Annotated in this window: 18 protein-coding genes and 1 pseudogene; 6 read left to right on the top strand and 13 right to left on the bottom strand. The window is 67.4% G+C overall.

Annotated features, from left to right (window positions below; all coding sequences use genetic code 11):
* Window positions 1-2 precede the first annotated feature (2 nt).
* The 3 genes from BCD48_RS09005 to BCD48_RS09015 form a co-directional block, all read right to left on the bottom strand.
* Window positions 3-638, bottom strand: a complete 636-nt coding sequence (locus BCD48_RS09005; RefSeq protein WP_198543159.1) for a transposase — start codon at window positions 636-638, stop codon at window positions 3-5.
* Window positions 563-1081 (bottom strand): winged helix-turn-helix domain-containing protein, encoded by a 519-nt coding sequence (locus BCD48_RS09010; RefSeq protein ID WP_241841602.1) that lies wholly within the window; start codon window positions 1079-1081, stop codon window positions 563-565. The genes BCD48_RS09005 and BCD48_RS09010 overlap by 76 nt, the downstream gene beginning before the upstream one ends.
* A gap of 284 nt (window positions 1082-1365) precedes the next feature.
* Window positions 1366-2145: an enoyl-CoA hydratase/isomerase family protein gene (locus tag BCD48_RS09015; RefSeq protein ID WP_071047868.1), complete on the bottom strand. Its 780-nt coding sequence runs from the start codon at window positions 2143-2145 to the stop codon at window positions 1366-1368.
* Window positions 2146-2179: 34 nt separating this feature from the next.
* On the opposite strand from BCD48_RS09015, the gene BCD48_RS09020 reads away from it, so the two are divergent.
* From BCD48_RS09020 to BCD48_RS09030, 4 genes and pseudogenes are all read left to right on the top strand, one after another.
* Window positions 2180-2461: a hypothetical protein gene (locus BCD48_RS09020; RefSeq protein ID WP_071047869.1), complete on the top strand. Its 282-nt coding sequence runs from the start codon at window positions 2180-2182 to the stop codon at window positions 2459-2461.
* 526 nt (window positions 2462-2987) lie between these two features.
* Window positions 2988-5003, top strand: coding sequence for a flavin-containing monooxygenase (locus BCD48_RS09025; protein ID WP_157910455.1), 2016 nt, complete (start codon window positions 2988-2990; stop codon window positions 5001-5003).
* Between the two features lie 266 nt (window positions 5004-5269).
* A pseudogene (locus BCD48_RS56440) lies at window positions 5270-5467 on the top strand (GntR family transcriptional regulator); the annotation flags it as partial.
* 6 nt (window positions 5468-5473) lie between these two features.
* Window positions 5474-6001, top strand: a complete 528-nt coding sequence (locus BCD48_RS09030) for a UTRA domain-containing protein (RefSeq protein WP_241841603.1) — start codon at window positions 5474-5476, stop codon at window positions 5999-6001.
* Window positions 6002-6082: 81 nt separating this feature from the next.
* On the opposite strand, the gene BCD48_RS09035 is transcribed toward BCD48_RS09030, so the two are convergent.
* The 4 genes from BCD48_RS09035 to BCD48_RS09050 all read right to left on the bottom strand — a co-directional run bounded on the left by BCD48_RS09035 (window position 6083) and on the right by BCD48_RS09050 (window position 11256).
* On the bottom strand, window positions 6083-7009 hold the full coding sequence (locus tag BCD48_RS09035; protein WP_241841604.1) for a zinc-binding dehydrogenase: 927 nt from the start codon (window positions 7007-7009) through the stop codon (window positions 6083-6085).
* Window positions 7010-7109: 100 nt separating this feature from the next.
* The gene (locus BCD48_RS09040) at window positions 7110-8051 is read right to left on the bottom strand and encodes a hydroxymethylglutaryl-CoA lyase (protein WP_071047872.1); all 942 of its coding nucleotides are present in this window, start codon (window positions 8049-8051) and stop codon (window positions 7110-7112) included.
* Between the two features lie 12 nt (window positions 8052-8063).
* Window positions 8064-9998: an AMP-binding protein gene (locus tag BCD48_RS09045; protein ID WP_071047873.1), complete on the bottom strand. Its 1935-nt coding sequence runs from the start codon at window positions 9996-9998 to the stop codon at window positions 8064-8066.
* A gap of 46 nt (window positions 9999-10044) precedes the next feature.
* Window positions 10045-11256 (bottom strand): FAS1-like dehydratase domain-containing protein, encoded by a 1212-nt coding sequence (locus BCD48_RS09050; protein ID WP_198543160.1) that lies wholly within the window; start codon window positions 11254-11256, stop codon window positions 10045-10047.
* 191 nt (window positions 11257-11447) lie between these two features.
* Between BCD48_RS09050 and BCD48_RS09055 the strand changes: the two genes are divergently transcribed.
* On the top strand, window positions 11448-11852 hold the full coding sequence (locus BCD48_RS09055; protein ID WP_071047874.1) for a Zn-ribbon domain-containing OB-fold protein: 405 nt from the start codon (window positions 11448-11450) through the stop codon (window positions 11850-11852).
* Complete coding sequence (locus BCD48_RS09060) at window positions 11849-13054, top strand: thiolase family protein (protein WP_071047875.1); 1206 nt, start codon at window positions 11849-11851, stop codon at window positions 13052-13054. Before BCD48_RS09055 ends, BCD48_RS09060 begins: the two co-directional genes overlap by 4 nt.
* 82 nt (window positions 13055-13136) lie before the next feature.
* On the opposite strand, the gene BCD48_RS09065 is transcribed toward BCD48_RS09060, so the two are convergent.
* The 6 genes from BCD48_RS09065 to BCD48_RS09090 all read right to left on the bottom strand — a co-directional run bounded on the left by BCD48_RS09065 (window position 13137) and on the right by BCD48_RS09090 (window position 20872).
* Window positions 13137-13904: an ABC transporter ATP-binding protein gene (locus BCD48_RS09065; RefSeq protein ID WP_198543161.1), complete on the bottom strand. Its 768-nt coding sequence runs from the start codon at window positions 13902-13904 to the stop codon at window positions 13137-13139.
* On the bottom strand, window positions 13901-16669 hold the full coding sequence (locus BCD48_RS09070) for a branched-chain amino acid ABC transporter permease/ATP-binding protein (RefSeq protein WP_071047876.1): 2769 nt from the start codon (window positions 16667-16669) through the stop codon (window positions 13901-13903). The genes BCD48_RS09065 and BCD48_RS09070 overlap by 4 nt, the downstream gene beginning before the upstream one ends.
* Window positions 16670-16819: 150 nt before the next feature.
* Window positions 16820-18115, bottom strand: coding sequence for an ABC transporter substrate-binding protein (locus BCD48_RS09075; RefSeq protein WP_157910456.1), 1296 nt, complete (start codon window positions 18113-18115; stop codon window positions 16820-16822).
* A gap of 469 nt (window positions 18116-18584) precedes the next feature.
* Window positions 18585-19178 (bottom strand): MarR family winged helix-turn-helix transcriptional regulator, encoded by a 594-nt coding sequence (locus tag BCD48_RS09080; RefSeq protein ID WP_198543162.1) that lies wholly within the window; start codon window positions 19176-19178, stop codon window positions 18585-18587.
* A gap of 107 nt (window positions 19179-19285) precedes the next feature.
* Complete coding sequence (locus tag BCD48_RS09085) at window positions 19286-20296, bottom strand: amidohydrolase family protein (RefSeq protein WP_071047878.1); 1011 nt, start codon at window positions 20294-20296, stop codon at window positions 19286-19288.
* Window positions 20297-20425: 129 nt separating this feature from the next.
* Window positions 20426-20872 (bottom strand): hypothetical protein, encoded by a 447-nt coding sequence (locus BCD48_RS09090; RefSeq protein ID WP_071047879.1) that lies wholly within the window; start codon window positions 20870-20872, stop codon window positions 20426-20428.
* Window positions 20873-20874 lie beyond the last annotated feature (2 nt).

Raw genomic sequence — 20874 nt, forward strand, 5'->3', positions numbered from 1 at the left:
GCTTACTGACGTTGAACTCGCGAGGTGACCAGCTGTGGGGGTTCGAGTTGTAGGCCGGTTCCGGTCAGGAAGCCCGCGAGCAGGTCAGGGCGGTACTGGAGGCGTTTGATCGCGGTCCTGATGACGTGGATCAGGTGGTCCAGGCCGTGCGCGGCGAGGTTGGCCAGCGTCCCGGTCTTCAGATAGGCCCAGAGGCTTTCCACCGGGTTGAGTTCGGGGGCGTAGGCCGGTAGCCAGGCCACGTCCAGCCAGTCGGCGTGGTGTTCGACGAACGTGCGGGTCAGCGCGGCGTGGTGGGCGGGCAGGTTGTCCCACACCACCGTGATCTTGCCGGGGAGCTGGTGATGCGCGGCGCGCAGCAGCCCGGTCAGGTCGGACGGAGTGACCCCTTTGGGTTCGCCGCGACGGCCTCGGTGGACCCGCAGCCGGTAGAGCAGCCGGGGTCTGTGACCGGGGCGCAGACACAGCAGGCCGATGATCGCGACCCGCGGTGAGCGCCGCGCCGAGACCGCCACGATCGGGGTGCGGCCACGGTGCGCCCAGGTCCGTCCCTTCGGCGGTCTCAGCGACTGGCCGGTCTCGTCGAGGAAACAGATCCAGGCACCGCGGGCCGCGGCCGTTCTTTTACCCGCGGCCACCCGTCCCGCTGCCAGGTCGCGACCGCCCTCTCGTCGCGCTCGACCGCCCGCCGCGTCGGGCGCTGCGCCGAATAGCCCAGCCGGTGCAACAGCTTGGCGACCCCGGTCAGCGTGTAGGACTGCCCGAACAGGTCCTCGATCAGCAGCGCGACCCGGGACAGGGTCCAGCGCTGGTCGACCGTCCAGCCGTGCACAGCCGGCCCGCGATCCAGCTCGTCGTCCAGCCGGGCCAGCTGCTCGTCGTCCAGCCGGCAACGCGACGCCGGCCCGGACGACCGCAACGCCTCCGTCCCGCCGGCGCGCCAGGTCTGTTGCCAGGCGTAGGCGGACTTTCTCGACACCCGCAGCCGCACGGCGACCTGCGGCGCAGGCAGGCCATCAGCGAACATCGCCGCGGCCCGCAGACGGACCTGTTCACGGCGGGCACGGTCCGCATCCGTCAACCCGCCACCATCGGCATACCTCATACCTCGGGGCTACCCCACAACCCGAAGCTCACCCCACGAATTCAAGGTCGATAAAGGCCCAGGCTGACTTCTGGCACCACAGCCAGAGGGCAGTCAACTCGGCGAGCGGAGGTCCCGCTGGCAGGAATATCTTTGCCCAAGATCGCCAGGGGTGGCTCGATGCAACACCGCCCTTCCGCGGCACCGCGTCAAGAGCCGGGCGAAAAAGACGCTGACAGGCCGACACTTCCGGCGTGGTCGAGCCCGATCAACCCGAACGCCTACCGCCCCGACCAGCGCGGCTGCCGCCTAGCGCGGAACGCGGCGACGCCCTCTTGGAGGTCCTCCGTGGCGAAGGCGAGTGCGAGTTGGGCCTGCAGGTAGCCCAGGGCAGCATCAAGCGGCTGGTCTCTGGTTGCGTCCAGGGCGTTCTTGCCCATCCGCATCAGGAGCGGTGAACGAGATGCGATCAGCCCGGCCCATTCATCGACCTCGGCGGCGAACCGGTCTGGGGGTGCCACCGTGTTGACGAGGTGTAGCCGTTCTGCCTCCTCAGCTGAGATCAGTTGGCCGGTCATCATGAGTTCGTTGGCCTTTGCCCGGGGCACGCTTCGATAGATGAGTGCGGAGATCATGAACGGGAACACGCCAACATTGATCTCGGGACACCCAAACCGAACGCCCGTGCGAGCGACGATCAGGTCGCAGGCGAGCGCGAGGCCGAACGCGCCGGCGAGGACGTCGCCGCCGGCCGCACAGATGCTCGGCCGCCCAAGCTGCCCCAGCAGCCGAAAGACCCGGGGAAACCGATCCAGCCCGGCATACTTATTTATCATCGGGACGTCGTCGGAAAACGCCTTGAGGTCGCCGCCGCTGGAAAACACTTGCTCGTCGCCGGACCTCAAGACGACCACTCGCACAGAGTCATCTGCTTTTACCTGCTCGAGCAGGCCGATCAGCTCGTCGAGCAGTTGGTTACTGAGGGAGTTACGCGTCGAGGGATCATTGAGAGTGATGGTAGCCACGCCACGTGCATCACAGTCATATTCGACGATCGGCATTGGAACGGTTTCCTCCTTCTCCGCGCTTCTGCGGGTGCGGTGGGAATCGGCAGCGCTGCTCGGTCACGCGCGCCAGCCCGACGTGGTTCCGGACGTACGGGGCGGCCGCCTTCTGGCACTCGGCCTGATCCTCTCGTTCAGTGCCGGACTGGCCGCGGTACTCATGAGCCTGGGACTGCTGCTGGTCCGTTCGCGCTCCCTCGTCGCCCATCTAGGCCGCTTCGACCGGTCCTGGAGCGCGGCGCTGCCCATCGTCACCGCCGTGGTCGTCACGGCCCTCGGCCTCAAGGGCATCGGCGTCACCGGTCCGGTGTAAGGACCGAGAGAACCGCGCCACCACGACCGGGGGCGGCCCCGCGAGCGGACACCTCGCGCTCCCCGAAGGGTAAGTACCTCGCGCCCGTCCCGATGTTCGGTCGATCTGGCGTGCGGCACACGTGGCACCTCGACACGCAGAGGGTTGCTGGKGAGCACCTCCTCGCGGTGGTCGTAGGCAGGGACGCGCGCTCGACTCGCCAGCTTGAGCGAGCCGCTAGTCGAGTCCGGCTCCCTGCCTCCACCAGCCGCGAGCCGTATCGGACGCAAAACTTAACCACGTAGTGGCCCGATCGTCAAGGGTTGAATTGTGACCCACCCTATTGCTAGCGTCAGACGTCAGACGTCAGACGTCCGCACCAGGCTAGGACCTCGTCGCAGATTCAGACCTTGCCGCCTCAGAAGCCATGCCCGACCTCGTGGGGTCTGGGTCTTCGTGTCGGCCACATCGCCGGACAGTCCGGCCGCAGTGTGTGCTCTCCGGACGGGGTGACAGGAAGTCCTATGGAGGTAGAGCGTTGAAACGAGTGATCTGCACTTCAGTGGACCGAGGCGTCGCCCCGTCCGACATCGGCCCTGACGACCTGCGCAAGCACCTCAGTGTCGCAGACACCGCCCGTATGCTGGTGTGCGCCGTCCACCTGACCGGCGATCTCACTCTTCTCGATCGGTACGAGGCGCATGTCACCGCCTCAGGCGGTGCTGGACAGTTCTTCGTCGTGGAGGGCGGTGCTGGAGACCACCCCGTGGGAGACCCTGAGCCGGACGGGTTGGCCGAAAACCAGGTACGCGCGGAACTGACCGACATTCTCTGCGAGGCCGTTGCGCAGACCCCGCTCAACCTCTACACCCCCTTCGACGACAAGACCACATTCATTCGGCTGGGCAGCGTGGCCTCGGGCGCCAAGATCGACTCGGCCTACAGCCAGTTCCTTCTCGAGCAGGCCGGGTTCCTGAATGACCTCGTTCAGGACGAGCCCGCGAAGGCGACCTCGGACGTGCACATCGCGATCATCGGCGCCGGTATGGGTGGCCTCGACGCGGCGGTTCGGGCCACGGCGCTGGGCCTTGACTACACCATCCTCGAGAAGGCCGCCGGTGTCGGCGGTGTGTGGCAGACCCACCGCTACCCCGGCAGTGGCGTGGACACCCCGTCGGTGGCGTACTCGATGTCCTACGAACTCAATCCCGACTGGGGTCGCGAGTTCCCGCTGTCCGACGAGTACCGGTCGTACCTCGAGGACTTCGCCGCAAAGCACAATATTCTTGAGCACGTGCGGTTCGGCACCACCGTGTCCGCGATGGTGTGGAACCCGGACGACGCGACGTGGGAGCTCACGGTGAGCTCCCCAGGCGGCGACCGCGTGGTCCGCGCGAACGTCGTCATCTCGTCGGCCGGCACTCTCAACGAGGCGAGTATCCCGAACATCGAGGGCCTGGACAGCTTCCAGGGCGACATGGTTCACACCACGCACTGGCGTCCCCTCGACGTGGCAGGCAAGCGCGTCGCGGTGATCGGTACGGGTGCTGCCTCGATCCAGACCGTCGCGTCGATCGCGTCGGAGGTGGGCTCACTCACCGTATTCCAGCGGCAGCCGCACTACCTGATGCCCAACAAGGCGTCCGACATCGTGCCGGACAGCGAGATCTGGCTACGCCAGAATCTCCCATTTTACCTGCAGTGGACCAGACTAAAGTCGGTCTGGGAGCTGAGCGATGCGGATCTCTACGAGATGAGCTACGTAGACCGTGAGTGGATGAAGACGCACGACATGTCGTTCTCCGCCGCGAACGAACGCAGCCGGCAGGCGTCGCTCGACTACATCAACGAGTGCTTCGGCGAACGCTCCGAGCTGGCGCGGAAGGTGACGCCGGATTACCCTTTCATGACCAAACGACCGTTGCGTGACCCAGGGACCTTCGGTCCCGGCGGTTTCTACTACGCACTCACTCTGCCGCACGTCGAGCTCGTCGCTGAAGGAATCGACTCAATCGGGCCGAACTTCATCCGCACGACAAGCGGTGAGAAGATCGAGATCGACACGATCATTCTCTGCACCGGAATGGTGCTCCACTGGATGAAGCACATCGACGTAGTCGGCGTCGACGGCGTCAAGCTCGTGGATGTGTGGGGCGAGGACGACCCCCGCGCGTACCTGGGTGGGACCGTTCCAGGCTTCCCGAACTTCTTCATGAACAACGGGCCGAACACGGCAGGTGGGCACGGAGGCACGCATACCCTCCAGGCAGAGACGGTCAACCACTACTCCTTCGAGTGCATCAGGTTCATGCTCGAGAAAGGTGCCCGGTCGATCGAGGTCACGCAGGAGGCGTTCGACGACTACCAAGCTCGTCTTGACGAGGCGATGAAGGACAAGGTGTGGGTGGCCGATGATCGCGCCCACAACTTCTGGAGGAACTCCAAGGGTCGCGTCATCCTTCAGCAGCCGTGGCGTCTCCTCGACATGTGGCGCATGTGTCGGCGGCCGAAACCAGCTGATTTCGTGCTCGCTCCCGGCCCGGTGCTGGTGGAGTCAGCGTGAGATGGTGGCCCTGACTGATATTCTGGATCATGCCGGCCGAGCGGCCGGCAGGTCGCCTAGTCACTAGCAGCACCGCGGTGCCTGTCCGGTAACGGAACCTGTGGGATTGTGGCTCACAGGCATCCGTTGCCGGAAGGCAGTCGGGTGTGACGCGTGCGGGACTCTCGTTCAGCGGGCACGAAGGAACTTGATCCTCAAGCGTGTGACCAGGCTAGTTGCTGGCGATCATCAGCCCTGTCACTGACAACACCGCGAGGCCTGCGAGTATGGCAAGACATCAACCACGTCAGCGAAGCACCTCTGCTCAGGTCGAGGAGCTGGTCCGAAAGCTTGCGGCCAACGGTGAGAAGCGAGTGCCCAACGAGGACCTCCTGGCGTCGGAGCTTGGAGTGAGCCGGCCTACGATCCGAACCGCTCTGCAAGCGCTTCAGCGCGACGGGCTCATCAGGCGGCGCCACGGTACCGGAACGTTGATCAACCATTTTGCCTTCGGTCGCGACACGACAAGCATCACCGCTGAGCGCGACATCATGGCCCACATCAAGGAGTGCGGTCACGAGCCACGCCTCGAGTCCGTCGCGGTCATCCCGTCGGTCACACACGAGGGCGCCGGGGCCGAGCTTGGCGTGTCGGCTGATGAGCCGCTTTGCGAGATTCGGCGGGTGTACACCGCCGGCGAGGTGCCGGCCGTCCTCACCTACGAGTACATCCCCGAAACCTACATCCACGTGCCAGCCGAGGCGCGCGTACCCTCCCGCACGATCCTCGACTTCGTCGCGGCGTGCACCGAGTTCCGCGTCGCCTACACGGTCACCTCGCTCGTGCCAGCCGTGGCCGACGCCGAGGTCGCGTCGGCCCTCGACCTCCCCCCGGGCACGCCGATCCTGTGCTTCGACAGCCTCCAGATCGCGTCCACCGAGACTCGCGTGGCGTTCTCGCGGTCCTGGGTCAGCTACGGCGTCGTCCGCTACTGCGTGGTCCGCGACCAGGGTGGCTGACGCTGGTCAAGCACGCCCACGCGGCGATATGCCAGGGCCGGGACCATGACGAGGGAAGAAGGCGCAGCAGCACGGGATCTCCTAGATTTCGAGCACGAGCCGGCCGAACGCCGCGCCGCTCTCCAGGCGTTCGTGGGCGGCGACCACCTCGTCGAGCGGGAACGCGCGGTCGACGACCGGTGGCGGGACGTTGTACGAGGCGAGCACGGACATCAGGCCGGCGAAGTCCTGCGGGCTGCCCATCGTGGTGCCAAGCAGCGAGTACTGGCCGAAGTAGTAGGGCCGGACCGCGATGCGAGCTTCCTCGGCTCGCGACGCACCGAGCACGACCAGCCGCCCACCGGGGCGCAGGGCACGCAGCGCGTCCTCCCACGTGCCGACCGAGTCGAGGACGACGTCGAAGCCTCGTCCGCCCACGAGTCCCCGCGCGTCCTCCGGCCAGCCGGGGTGGTCGTATCGCACCCCTGCGGCAGCCCCCAGCCCGCGGGCCCGGTCGATCTTCTCCTGGCTCGACGACGTCACGACAACTCGAGCGCCGACGGCGGAGGCCAGCGAGACCGCCATGGTCGCGACGCCACCGCCCGCGCCCAGGACGAGCAGCGACTCGCCCTCCTTCAGCGCGGCCCGGGTGAACAGCGCCCGATAGGTGGTCAGCCCGACCAGGGGCAGCGCGGCGGCCTCAGCCCAGGACAGGCCAGCCGGCTTCGGGACGACGCACTCGCGAGGCACCCGGACAAGCTCGGCATAGGTCCCGTTGCGGCGGTCTCCGAGGATCTCCCACCCCGCTCCGGGCGCCGCCACGTCCTCGCCCCACCACAACGAGGGCACCACCATCACCTCGTCGCCGGTGACGGCGTCCACACCGGCACCGTCCGCGCCAGGGACGTGCGGCAGCGGCGAATCGTAGCGACCCTGCCGGACCAGCACGTCGTGCCAGTTGAGTGCGGCGGCCTTCAGCCGGACCACCGACCAGCCGGGTGCGGCCTCAGGATCTGGTACGGCGGCCATCCGGAGCACTCCCGGGGGGCCGAACTCGTCCAGTACCGCCGCCCTCATGCCGCCCCCGGCGCAGTACGGTGCGCCATCTTTCCTCGCGCTTCTCCTGTGATCAGGCCGGGTACCAGCTAACCGGCCCGGCCACGATCGAGTGGCTGGTCAGCTGGCGGCCCAGGGTGGACTGGGCCTCACGAGCAGCCTCGATGATCAGCTCGAGGTCGAGACCGGTGTCGACCCCCATCTCGTGGAGCATCGAGACGAGGTCCTCGGTGGCGATGTTGCCCGTCGAGCCAGCCGGCACCGGGCAGCCGCCCAGCTCGCCGAAGCTGGACTCGAAGCTGGTGCAGCCCGCCTCCAACGCCGCGTAGGCGTTGGCCAGGCCCTGACCCCGGGTGTTGTGGAAGTGCGCGGTGACCTCGATGCCGGGCAGCCGCTCGATGGCCGCCGTAAAGAAGCGCGAAGCGTACGCCGGGTTGCACATGCCAGTGGTGTCGCCGAAGCCGATCTCGGTGGCCCCGGCCTCCGCGAACCTCTCGGCGAGATCCAGCACCCGACTCATCTCGACCTTGCCCTCGAACGGACAGCCGAACGAGGTCGCGATTATCGCGCACAGCCTGAGACCCTCGGCCAGAATCCGCTTTCCCATGACCTGGACGCCGGCCACGGTCTCCTCGACCGTGCGGTTGATGTTGCGCTTGTTGTGCGTCTGGGACGCGGAGACGAACAGCGCCGCTTCCTCGAAGAACTCACGTTCACGCAGCGCGTTGTCGAGACCGCGACTGTTGGGGACGAGCACCATCCGGGCGACGTCGCCGGGCACGTCGATGCCGCGCAGCACTTCGGCCCCGTCCGCGAGCTGCGGGATGACGTCGGGCCTGACGAAGCTGGCCACCTCGATCCGCTTGAAGCCTGCGCGTCCCAGGGCGTTGACGAGCCGGATCTTGTCCGGGGTCGGGATCCTCTCCGGCTCGCTCTGGAACCCGTCGCGAGGTCCGACCTCGCGGATGTGCACGCGTCGGGTCTCTCCGTCGGTCGCGTTGGGGTAGCTGGTCATCACACCTCCTGATCAGCGCAGCTTGTCGACGAGGCCGCGGATCTCGTCCACGGCCTGCGGGTTCTCGGCGCTCGACAAGTCGCCCGGATCGGTGCCGAGGACGGCCGCGCGGATTGCCCGCCGCAGGATCTTCGCCGAGCGCGTCTTCGGTAGCCGCTCGACCCGGAGCACCTGGCTTGGCGTGAAGGGCTTCCCCACACCACCGGCCACCAGGCCGCGCACGCGGCTCGCCACGTCGGGCTCCGCAGCGGCGTCGCGCGCGGCGACGTAGAAGACCCACACCGCCTCGCCCTTGCTCGGGTCCGGGATGCCGACGACCGCGCACTCCGCCACGTCGGGGTCCGCGGCGACGACCGACTCGATCTCGCCCGGCGCAACGCGTTTGCCCGCCACATTCATCACGTCGTCGGAGCGGCCCAGGACGAACCAGCTACCGTCCTCGTCAACGAGCGCGAAGTCGCCGTGCCGCCACAGGCCATCGAAGGTCGACCAGTAGGCCTCGTGGTAACGCGAGCCGTCGGCGTCCTGCCAGATGCCCCTGGTCATCGAGGGCCAGGGCTGGCGACAGACGAGCTCGCCGATCACGCCTCGGACCGACTCCCCCTGGTCGTCGACCACGTCAACGTCCATCCCGAGCGCAGGACCGCCGAGCGAGCAGCTTCGGATCTCCTCGACCGGGTAGGGACAGAGGAACGAGCCCCCGACCTCGGTGCCACCGGAGAAGTTGATGACCGGCACCCGGCCGTCGAAGACGTCGCGTGCGAGCCACTGGTAGGACTCGGGATCCCACGGCTCTCCGGTGGAGCCAAGGACACGCACGCTACCGAGGTCGTGACGCGCCACGCCGCCGTCGGCCCGGAGTGCCCGGACCAGGGTCGGGCTCACGCCCAGCATCGAGACCTGGTGCCGCTCGACGAGGTTCCAGAGCCGCTGCGTGTCCGGCATGTCGGGCGAGCCTTCGTAGAGCAGAAGGGTGCCCCCGGTGCCGTGCGTACCGAAGATCGAGAGCGGGCCCATGATCCAGCCCATGTCGGTGATCCAGCAGAAGGTGCGTCCCGAACCCAGGTCGAAGCCGTAGGCGACCTCGGAGGCCGTCTTCGTCACAAAGCCCGCGTGCGTGTGCACTGCTCCCTTCGGCCGTCCAGTGGTGCCCGAGGTGTAGGCCAGTAGCAACACGTCGCCGGCCGCCGTGGACTCGACCACGGGATCCAGATCGCCGGCCAGCGCCTCGTACCAGGCGATCTCGCCGTCGACGAGCTCGAGCGGCCGCCCGAGGTTGCCGACCACTACCACCGTCTCCACGCTTGGAGACGATCCGAGGGCGGTCCGCAGCATTGGGAGCATCGCCGTCTCCCTGGAGCGGCGCACCGTGCCGTCCGCGGTGATCACCACCTTCGCCCGCGCGTCCCGCAGACGGCGCGCCACGGCTAGCGGCGCGAAGCCCGAGAACAACGGGACGAGAATCGCGCCCAGGCTCGCGACGGCGTACGTCGCCACTACGGCCTCGGGCGTCATCGGCAGGTAGATGGCCACCGCGTCGCCCTTGCGGACGCCCCGGGCCCGGAGCGCACCTCGCAGCCGGGCCACGTGGTCGGCGAGTTCACAGTAGGTGAGCGTTCGGACCCGCCCATCCTCGGACTCGTGCACCACCGCCCTGACGTCCGGGGAGCGGTCCGCCCACGCACCGAGGCAGGCGTCGGCCGCGTTGAACCCGGCGCCGACGAACCATTCGGGCCACGCGATGCCCCGGCTCTGGTCGACCACCTGGCTGTACGGCGTCCGGAACGTCAGCTGCAGGTCGTCGACCACCTCGCCCCAGAAGGCACCGATGTCGGCCACCGACCGGGCGCGCAGCTCGTCGGCCGTCGCTACGCCGAGCCGGCGCATCAGCCGTGCGACGTTGCTGTTCTCCAGATAGTCGCGGCCGGGGCGCCAGACGTAGGTCATGAGTGGTTCCGTTCGACGACGAGGTGGACACTGCGCGCGGTCCGGCTCAGAACCGGCTGCGCGCTCTGCGGGCGGCCGGGGTTGTGGCGGATGTGCGTGACGGCAGGCCGACGGTGGCCTTGCCAGGCATGACGTCCTCGCCGCGCTGGTTGCGCGCGAAGGTCGTGACGTGGACGAGGGACTCGCCGTCCTCCGACACCTCCTTGCCGACCACTTCGCCGCCGAGCTCGATCACATCGGAGAGGTAGACAAAGCCCCGGTACTGCGAATCCAAGTGCTTCACCCAGCCAGCGTCACCCACCCAGTGAGTCATCAGCTGGATTTGCCAGCACTGACGCTGGAAGCCCACGTCATACTGGAACGCGACGCCCATCGCATTGGCGGCCGCCCGGTTGTAGTGCACCGCGTAGATCGGCTCCTGCGCACCGGTCGTGGGGTCACGAAAAGACCATGCAGGGTGAGCTGCGTAGTCGACAAGCGACGCCGCGTGCGCCTTCAGCCGGGGGATCGGGGTGCCGCCCCCGGCGATGAACGCGACCTCGTCGGTGAGCCCGACCGGGCCCTTGGTCAGGCGCGAGACGGTGTCGCCGACCTCGACGTCCTCGAAGTAGCGGGGCTCCTCACCACGCGGCTGCTCCGTAAGAACCTGCTTCTCGACCTCCTCGATCTCCCCAGAGGTCCACGGGTGCGGAATCGTCAGGGGCTTGCGCTCGCTGTTGTTCTTGCGCGCGGTGGCCCGTTCGTAATTCACGACCTGCCAGCGGATCTCGGCGACCGTCTCCCCAAGCTGGTTGGTGTAGGAGTTCGTGAAGTGGTCGGTGACCATCTGCCGCGCGAACGACGACGGCCGCGGGCCTGTGAAACCGTCGTAGCGGCAGCTCGCGGTGATGGTGTCACCCCAGTAAACCGGCCTGAACAGGTCCATGTCGGTCGCCGAGTGGAAGGAGCCCAGACCCGGCCAGCCGAACTGAATGCCGGAGAAGCAGCCGATGACAAACGACGGCGGCGCTACCGGCGCGCCGTAGTCCGAGGCCCGACCGCGCTCGGCGTCGGTCCAGAGCTCGTTGACGTCCCCTATGCCGCCGGCGAACTTCGCGACCGCGATCCGCGTGGCTTCCTCGTTGTTCACCGAATGACCGATACGCAGGTCCACCCCAATCTTCGCCCGCATCGACTCCATCATTTCCTCGCCAATGACAGCCTCCGGCATACGTGCCTCGGACGTCGAGGTCGGAAGTGACGAGTTTTCGGTGCTCACCGAGGAAGCTCCTTTGCCGTGGCCAACAGATCATTGTGCGGTCCGTGCGCGCTGTGGTGCAGTCCTCGCACCCGACTAGGTCATCTACGCCTTCCGCCATGTAGTCTAGTGCTATATCATCCAGTAGTCGAGCGATCCGATGCCACTCGAACGGATGTTGCAGGCTCCCGTTTCCAGACCGGAAGGCCACGATGCCGAGACAGATCCCTGTAGTCGAGTACCTCGCCCTCGGCGACGATCCTCACCTGACGAGCCATGCCTGTCGGTCGTGCGGTGCCCTGTACTTCGACCGCCGCAACGCGTGCGCCAAGTGCTTCGCCACGGACTTCGACACCACCCACCTCGCCAACCGAGGAAGGGTACGGGCCTTCACCATCGTCGGTCGGATCAAGCGTCCGTTCGTGTCGGTGGTCGTCGATCTCGAGGGCGGCGGGGTCGTGAAGGCGAACCTGCTGGGAGTCGACGACCCAGACGCGATCACTCCCGGGATGCCCGTCGAGCTCGCGACCTTCGTCGCGGGCACCGACGACGAGGGCACCGAGGCCATCGCGTTCGGGTACCGACCGCGGTCCGACAGAGAGGCGCAGCCGGCATGAGCGCGGGTGACATCTGGATCGTCGGCGCGAGCATGACGCCGTTCGGTCGGTTCGCGGACAAGGATCTCGTCGACCTCGCAGCCGATGCGACGCTGGACGCCCTGCGCGACGCCGACATGACCATGGCCAATATCGGGATCCTCGCGCTGGGCAACGTCTACGAGGCCAACTCCCACAACGGTCAACGGCTCCAAAAGCAGATCGGCCAGACCGGCATCCCGGTCTACAACGTGGTCAATGCCTGCGCGACCGGAGCGAGCGCGGTCCGGATCGCGATGCTCGCCGTCGCTGCTGGCGAGACTGAGGTCGGTCTGGCCGTCGGCGTCGAGAAGATGGGCAAGATGGGCATGATCGGCGGCGCGGCGGCCGCGCGCGCCGAGAAGAAGGTCTACGGGCCGCGCGGCCGGTACGGCGCGGTAATGAAGTCCGAAGGCCTGTTGGGCACCGGGCTCATGCCGGGTGTCTTCGCCCAAGCCGGCACCGAGTACGCCCTGGCGAACGGGGTGACCGCGACACAGTTCGCGAAGGTCGCCCAGAAGAACCACGCGCACTCGGTGCTCAACCCCCTGGCTCAGTATCGCAAGGAGTTCTCACTCGACGAGATCGTCTCCGCCGAGATGATCTCCTACCCCAACACGCTGCCCATGTGCTGCCCCACCGGCGACGGGGCGGCGGCCGTGGTCCTCGTGTCCGACCAGAAGCTCCGCACTCTCGACCCCGACGTCCGCCGGCGCGCTGTCAAGATCTCAGCCTCGATCATGACGTCGGACCCCTGGACCGAGTCCGACCAGGTGCAGCCGGACGTGAACACGCTTACCCGGATGGCCGCCGACGCAGCGTACGAGACGGCGGGCCTCGGCCCGGCCGACCTCGACATCGTGGAGCTGCACGACTGCTTCGCCACCGCGGAACTGCTGCACTACGACAACCTCCGGCTCTGCGAACCCGGCGGAGCCGGGGACTTCATCGACTCCGGTCGCCCCTGGCGAGACGGCGACACCCCCGTCAACGTCTCTGGAGGACTGCTCTCCAAGGGCCACCCGCTCGGCGCGACCGGCGTGGCGAACCTCTTCGAGGTAGTCACCCACCTACGCGGCGAGGCCGGTGACCGCCAGGTCGAGGGGGCCCGCGTCGGGCTCACCCACGTCATCGGACTCGCCTCCGCCTGCGCCGTCCACATCCTCGAGGCGCCCGCCCGCTGACAGTCAAGGAGGAGCGGACGGGACGGACCGCCTCGGGTGCGCCGTGCAGGCGGTCCGTCCCGGCGTCGCAGCGGAGGCTGGCTCAGCTTGCTGATCCTGCCGACAGGTAGTGCGCGAACAGGTCGCTGGCGCGCAGCTCGGCCGACGGACCGGCAAACGCCAGCTCGCCTCGCCTCAGGACGAAGGCGTGCTGGGCGATGTCGAGCACCCGGTGTACCAACTGGTCGACGACCAGCACCGAGACACCACGTCCTGCCACCAGCTCGTTCTCGAGGAACTGGAAGATCGCGTCGGTGACGATGGGCGCCAGACCGAGCGACGGTTCGTCCAACAGCACGAGCTGCGGCTTCCGCACATAGGCGCGGGCCATGGCCAGCATCTGTTGCTCGCCACCGCTCATCGTGCCTGCCAACTGCTCCATCCGCTCGCCCAGGCGCGGGAACACCGTGGTGGCCAGGTCGGCCGCTTCACGTTCGCGTCCCTTCTCAGCTTGCATGATCAGGTTCTCGCGCACGGTCAGGCGTTTGAAGACAGCCCTGCCCTCGCCGATGTGGCACAGGCCCATCTTGGTCCGCCTATACGGTGCCAGGGTTGTGATGTCGCTGTCGTAAAGGGAGATTGTGCCGCGGGTCGGGCGGATCAGGCCCGCGATCGTGTTGAGCAGCGTCGACTTACCTCCACCGTTCGGGCCGACAAGCGCAACGACCGACCCGGCGGGAACCTGCATCGAGACTCCCCGCAGCACCTCCGTCCGGTCATAGCCGGCCGCGAGGTCCTTGACTTCGAGCGCCGGTGTGCCGGCCATCGGCTGCGGAGACCGGGTCGCGGGTGGGGTCGGTGCGGCGTTCATGCCGTTCCTCCGGCGCTGACCTGGATGGGGGCGGCTGACCCTACCTGCGGGCGCTCGCGGGTTCCCGTCTGCTCGGCGCCCAGGTAGGCGGCCTGCACTTCGCGGCTCTGGGCCACCTCCGAGGGAGTCCCCTCGAAGACGAGCTGCCCGAAGTCGAGGACGTAGATGTAGTCGCAAAGCCCCATTACAAGCGACATGTCGTGCTCGACGAGCAAGATGCCGCAGCCCCGCTCTCGCACCACCTCCCGCAAGATCGCCGCGAACCGCCTGGTTTCCTCGACGCCTAGCCCGCTCGACGGTTCGTCGAGGAGCAGGGTGTCGAACGGCCCTGCAAGACACCGGGCGAGCTCGACGAGGCGGCGTTGGCCGGTCGACAGGCTGCCCGCCTGAACGCCGGCGACATCGGTGACCTCGCAGAGTTCCATGGCCTCCTGCACGGCGGCGTCGCGACTGCTCAGTTCGTGCCGTCCCGCGATCAGCTGCCGCCAGGGCGCGGCGCCCGCGCGGCTCGCCTCCCAACCAATACCGACGTTGTCGGCCACCGTGAGTGAATCGCAGAGCTCCATCACTTGGAACGTCCGGCCGAGCCCCAGCCTCGCCCGCGCACTCGGCGAACGGTGGGTGATGTCGCGGTCGTGGAGCTTGACGGTGCCCTTCGACGGCCGGTCGAAACCACTGCAGGCGTTGAACGTCGTGGTCTTACCGGCGCCGTTGGGCCCGATCAGTCCGGTGATCTGCGCTGCTTTGGCCTTCAGCGAGACGTCGTTGACTGCCACCAGCCCACCGAACCGGATGGTCAGGTGCTCGACCGTCAGCGCGCTGGAGCCGGGAGCGAGCCGGGCGGGCGGCGTCTTGGTCCGCTCGACGCGGGGGCCCGTCGACGACGGGTGGGCCGACCGACGGCCAGCCCGACCGAACTTCGACTCGAAGAATTCCTGCAGGCGCTTCGGCATGGGAGCCGGCCCGCCCTGAGTCGCGACGAGCACCGCGAAGAACCCGAACAGGACGTTCATGACGCTCGTGGTGTTCTCACCCGGCAAGTAGCCGGGGATCACAGCTGTGATGCCGGCGAACAGCCCGTACCACGGCACCCGGAAGGGAGCCAGGGCCAGGATCGCCAGTAGGACGACGGAGTTGAACGATGTGAAGTAGGAGTTGGTCGGTCCGACGCTGCCGAGCATCGCGCCGTACAGGGCCCCGGCCACTGCGGCGATGAAGGCGCTGGTGCAAAACACGATCACCCTGGTGACCCGCACGTCCACTCCCAGCGTCGACACGGCCTTCGCCGAGTCGCTCAGTGCCCAGAGCAGCCGACCGAGCCTCGCGCGATGGATCACGCCGACGAGGACGACCGTCGCAAGGAGGAACGCCATGACCACGTAGTAGTAGGCGACGTCGGACTGCGCCCAGCTCGGCCGCGGCATCGAGCGCCCGGCCGCGAGCGTGGTGAACATCCAACCTCGGCGGTACAGCAGGCGCTCGACCAGCAGCCCGAACCCGAGGGTCGCCAGGGCGAGGAACAATCCCGAGAGCCGGATGGCTGGTATGGCCACCAGGGCTCCGACCGGGACGGCGATCAGACCCGCGGCAAGGATCGCGAGTATCCATGGGAAGCCGGCCTCTAGCTGCAGCTGGGAGAAGGCGACGGCACCGATGGCGGCGAAGGCCGCACTGCAGAGCGAGACAATGCCCGCGGTCCGCACCAGCAGCCCCAGGGCCAGGATCATCATCGCCATCGTCAGCGCGCCGGTCCAGTACGGCGTCAACTTGTACCCGGGCGCCCAAAGCGGCACGGACGCGAGAGCGCCGAACACCACCACGTACGCGGCGAAACGAAGCGAGCGCGGGCCGTGCCAGAGCAGCGCCGGGCGATGCTCGAAGGTGGAAGGCGGCAGCAAGGTGCGCTTGGGGAGGAGCAGCATCGCGCCGATGAGCACCACGAAGGGCAGCGCCTTCGACATCCCCAGGAGGGCAGGGTACGTCAGCTCGTACCGGGAGATGACCGCTTCACCGACTCCCACCAGGATGCCACCGACGAAGGTCATCGAGATCGAGGCGAACCGGCCGACCGCGGCCGCCGCGAAGCTCTGGACCACGAGGAACGTCAGCAGGATCGGGTCCAGACCAAGGAACGGCAGGATCAGCACGCCGGACATGGAGGCGATCGTGCAGCCGAGGACCCACGACACGCGGCGCACCCGGACGGGACTGACCCCTTGGACGTCCGCGAGGTTCGGGTCCTCGACCACGGCACGCATCGTCAGGCCGAGCCTGGTCTTCTTGAACAGGACCGTCAAAGCGAGGACGACCAGCGTGGCTGCGACGAGGACGGTTACCTGGCTGTAGCGGACATTGACGTCGAACAGCCGGAACATCTCGTTGCCGCTGGGGAGGTACTGACGGACGGGCCTGGTGTCGGGACCGTATTTCAGCGTGCCGGCGCCCTGCATCAGCAGGATCAAGCCCGCGGTACCGACAATCTTCCACGCGGTGCGCTGATGGGAGAGCCGTCGAGCGACGAATTCCATCACGAGTCCGGCGACCGGGCCGGCTACCAGGACCGCGACCACCGCGGCGACGATCCAACTGGCCTGTTGCTGGACGTAGAAGTAGTAGAAGACGTACGCGCCGAAGGTAGCGATCGCCCCGTGCCCGAAGTTGAGGATGCCTGCCGTCTTGTACGTCAGAACCAACCCGGTTGCTGCCAATCCGTAGATGGCACCAGTAACGATCCCGGCGACGACGAAGGGAAGGATTTGTAACACCTGACGACCACGCAATCAAGCTAGGGGGCAAAGACTCGGCGAGACTCTCGCTGGGCGGTCTTTCTGCCAACCGACCCGACAGCGTGACGTCTCGACCGCTCCTGGCCAGCCGGGAGGTCAACTGGCCGCGACGCCACGCTGTCGGCAACATCAGCTCTGGACGCACTCCGAGGCCAGGTCACCCTTGGCGCCGTTGCCGGACTTGCCCTCGAAGGCGACCCGCTTGAATTCGCCCTTGGAGTCGCGCTCGATGGTCCAGAAGCAGCTGATCGCTGGGCTGGGCCCGTCCTTGGTGAAGGTCAGCGGCTGCGGAAGCAGACCGTCGAGCGTCTCGTCCTTGACCTGCCGGTAGGCGCCCAGCACGCTGGCGCTCGTGACATCGGCGCTCGACGCGGGATCCTTCTGCATGGCCTTGCGGAACAACTCCAGAGTCGACCACGTCGTCGTCTGGACGTACCCGCGATAGTCCACACCGTGGCCGTAGCGCTGCACCGCGTCACGGAACTGCTTGGCAGGCGCGGCGTCGGCGAACCACGGGAAGCCGGTCGACATCCCGTACATGGGCGTGTCGCCAAGCGACTCGAAGAGCTTGGCGTACGTCGAGACCAGGATCAGCGGCCCGGTGTAGCCCTGCGTACGACACTCCACCAGGAGCTTGGACAGCGGGTTGGAGGTGACGTACCCGGCGATCCCGCCCGGCTTCTCGTTGACGATTTGCAGGCACTGGGCGGTGGCACTGGTGTCGTCCGCGGCCATTGTGACCGTGCCCTTGTAGTCGATGCCGACCTTGGGTGCATAGGCCTGCTGGACTTTGCCGATCGCCGCGCATTCGGGGACCTCAGAGCAGACGACGCCTACGGTCGAGTGGAGACCGGCGTCCTTGGCCACGTTCGCGGTCGTCTGCAGGATCTGGGGCGCCTGGATGTCCGTGCCGAACCACGTGCTCGGGGAGTTCTCCGCGCTCCGGGCGAAGTTGACGCCGCCGATGATCGGGACGCCCTTGGAGTCGAGGTAGTCAGCGATGGCTGGTCCGGCGACGGAGCTTTCGATCGCGATCGCGACCACCCCGTCCTGCTCGACCGCCTCGCGCGCGGCCGCGGCCGCTTTGTCGGCCTGGAGCTGGTCGTCGTACACCTTGACGGTGACCGGGTGCCCGTTGATGCCGCCCAGCTCCTTGTTGACCATGTCGGCCCAAGCCTGGGAGACCGGGCCGGCCGGCGCATAGGTCTCTGAGAAGGCGCCGGTGCTGGAGGCGATCAGACCGATCGTGATGGGCGTCCCGGTCGGCGTGGGGCCCGCGCCGGCCGGGGGCAGGTCACTCGCTAAGGGGTTCCCCGTCGCAGAGTCGACCGCACTGCCGCCTCCGCCACACGCAGAGAGCACGAGCGCAGCCACAACGCCCGTGAGAGCGATACGCCTACAAGATCGGGATTTTTTCAACGCCACTTGTGACCCCCTTGGTTGGCGGCAGCCTGCATTGGTCTCGGAAGTATGGTGTGCGTCACCAGCAGGGTCAATAGTCATCGACTATTTAGTGCTCGACTATTTTTCCAGGCCAGGGATCCTCGTACGCCGCCCGGCGGGCCGGCACGTCAGGTGGCGAGTGCCCTGCCGAAGGGGGTGGTACGCACCTCAAACGGTCGTACGCGCCTCGCGACGACACGGCGACGGTGCGTTACCGAAGGTGCCGGCACCGCAGGGACTGGTCGTCCGGCAGTCCCACCGACCTGGGGCGGGGCCGAGCTACAACGCGGTACCGCTACGACGATGTACGGAGCACCGGCTGATGTATCCCGCGCACAATGCCCCTGCTCAACCGCGAACTCGGAGCGGGATGGTGGCGTACATACGCTGAGACGCACCAGGCGTTCGCCAGTCCGGACGCCAGAGGATGCGACGTGGGCGACGGGACATCTCAGGCGTCATGTGTCGGGCGCACTTTTGAGATGACGTTGGTGTCGCCGCCCCTCATACGCATACGCGCCAGGATCTCGGCGAAGTCCGCGCGGTCCGCGGCGCTGCTGCCGCACAGCCCGAAATCGACCTGCCGCACTGAGTCCGTCGCCTCCGACGAGATCCTCTTTCCGGCGGCCGTAATCGACACCAGGGTCGCGCGCCGATCCGTCGGGTGCGGACTGCGAACGATCAGCCCCCGCTTCTCGAGTCGGTCCGTCGCCAGAGTCGCTGTCGTGGCGTGCACGAGCAGGATCCGCGCCAGTTGACTGATCAGGCGGGTCCCGTTGTCGCTGAGACGCAGCGTCATCAACAGCATGTAGTCGGTGATGTTGAGCTTGTGGGCACGCAGCGCGCCCTCGACCTGGTCGGCCACCATCCGGTGGAAGCGGAACAGCGAGCCCATGGTGAAGAACTCGTCTTGCTGCTCGCCGAGGCCGTGCAGCGCCCAGAAGGGACGTGCCCACTCCAGCGGGTCGATGGGCGATGTGACCCGCGCCGAACTGCTCTCGTCCGAACGAGATGACATCGCTGGCTCCGTTTCGGTCGAGCCCATCGAATACTGTGGAATGAACTATACGGGACCGCACCATTTACGGTGCCCCCGCCATGCGTCGCCGCGCCCCCCCCGCGGCCGGTCCCCCGCCCTCCCGCCCCGCGGCCTCAGTCCGGGAGCCCAAGGAACCGACGCGCATTGCGAAAGGTGACCTGCTCCAGCATGTCGCTGGGCAGGGAGCCGACCTGGTCGAGGATCAGTCCAGGAAGGTCCGGCCCGAACGGGTAGTCCGAACCGACGACTATCTGCGAGGTCCCGTACGTCTGCTCGAGGTGCCGGAAGGCCGCCGGGGCGAAGACCAGGCAGTCGACCCACATCCGTCGCGCGTACGCGCTCGGCGTCTCCGGCAGCACGTCCATGAGGTGCAGGTCACGTCGATCAACGGGTCGGTGGTCTGACCGCCACGTCCGGTCCAGGCGCGGCAGGATCATCACCAAAGAGCCCGCGCCGTGACTCGCGCATATCCTCAGCCGTGGGAAGTCGCGCACGATCCCCTCGATGATCAGCCCCGCGAGCGCGGCTCCGATCTCGTTGGGGAGCGAGGTCGCCGCGGCGGCGGTCTCCCAGGTTATCCCCAACGGTGCGCGTCCCTGACCAGCATGCACGAACAGCGCGAGGTCGAGCCGTGCTGCCTCCGCGAAGAAGGACCGGTACCGGGCGTCGCACAGCGGCACGCCGGCCACACTCGACCCGATCTCGACGCCGCGCAGCCCCGCGGCGCTGACCTCGCCCAACATCTGGGTGGCGGCGTCAGGTTCCTGCATCGGCACGACGCCCAGACCGACCAACTTGCCCAGTCCGCTCGCCACCTGGTCCGCGATCCACTCGTTCGTGCGCGAACAGAAGTGTGCCGCCTCGTCGGCCGGTGCCTCGTAGTTCAGCAGCGCCGGCATCATTGAGAGCACCTGGATCTCGACGCCGGCCTCGCGCATGTCGTCGAGGCGTTCGGCCAGGCTGTAGCCCCCCGGCTTGACAGCTCGGGTCTTACGCCCGCCGCGGCACAACCAGGCTTCCTCGCCCGACCGGTCGAGCGACTGCCAGGGATAGCTGCCGCTCAGCCCGAACGGGATCTCCGGGGGCACGACGTGCGTGTGTACGTCGATCATCTGATTGACCACGCCGAGAGCTCCTAACCACGACCATTGACGCTTCGGCTCAAGAGCCTCGACGCCATCGATTTACCAGCATCACCGAGCTTCGGTACGGGTTGCGCCGCTCCTGCCACGAAACGCGGGGAACGTGGCGGGTCACTTCGCCAGCTGCGCAACGATGCGCAGGCGCAGCTCGGGACATGAGTCATCCGATTCCGAGCCCTGGTGCGCACGCCACCACACGCCCAGGTCGTGGCTGGCCTGAGCGAGGATCTCCGCGGCCTGCGTGTAGCGCGCGTTGACCTCGGCGAACGTCTCCAGAGGACCGTCGCTCAACGAGCGGATCCGCCGGGCGAGGTCGGCGAAGTGGTCCCTTCTGTCGCCATCGGCCCCGACCCACTCGTCGATGTCGGCGAGCAGCCCGACGACGAGGTCGGTGCGGTGCCGCACCCGGAGCGCCGCGTCGTCCCAGTCGATCTGCGCGAGGACGGCTCGGATCTCACGCAGGCGTGCGCGCGCGAAGTCCGAGCGCACCTCCGGCTCGATGACGTCCCTGAGTACGGCGCGGACCCCGGCGATCGTCTCAGCGGGTGTCGGTCGCATTC

Source organism: Pseudofrankia coriaricola (assembly GCF_001854805.1).
Taxonomy (GTDB): Bacteria; Actinomycetota; Actinomycetes; order Frankiales; family Frankiaceae; genus Pseudofrankia.

Excerpts from the sequence above, each read along its gene's own strand:
- BCD48_RS09015 (WP_071047868.1), bottom strand. The coding sequence starts at position 2,145 with ATGCCGATCGTCGAATATGACTGTGATGCACGTGGCGTGGCTACCATC.
- BCD48_RS09035 (WP_241841604.1), bottom strand. The coding sequence starts at position 7,009 with ATGGCCGCCGTACCAGATCCTGAGGCCGCACCCGGCTGGTCGGTGGTC.
- BCD48_RS09040 (WP_071047872.1), bottom strand. The coding sequence starts at position 8,051 with ATGACCAGCTACCCCAACGCGACCGACGGAGAGACCCGACGCGTGCAC.
- BCD48_RS09045 (WP_071047873.1), bottom strand. The coding sequence starts at position 9,998 with ATGACCTACGTCTGGCGCCCCGGCCGCGACTATCTGGAGAACAGCAAC.
- BCD48_RS09055 (WP_071047874.1), top strand. The coding sequence starts at position 11,448 with ATGCCGAGACAGATCCCTGTAGTCGAGTACCTCGCCCTCGGCGACGAT.
- BCD48_RS09060 (WP_071047875.1), top strand. The coding sequence starts at position 11,849 with ATGAGCGCGGGTGACATCTGGATCGTCGGCGCGAGCATGACGCCGTTC.
- BCD48_RS09065 (WP_198543161.1), bottom strand. The coding sequence starts at position 13,904 with ATGAACGCCGCACCGACCCCACCCGCGACCCGGTCTCCGCAGCCGATG.
- BCD48_RS09080 (WP_198543162.1), bottom strand. The coding sequence starts at position 19,178 with ATGGGCTCGACCGAAACGGAGCCAGCGATGTCATCTCGTTCGGACGAG.
- BCD48_RS09090 (WP_071047879.1), bottom strand. The coding sequence starts at position 20,872 with ATGCGACCGACACCCGCTGAGACGATCGCCGGGGTCCGCGCCGTACTC.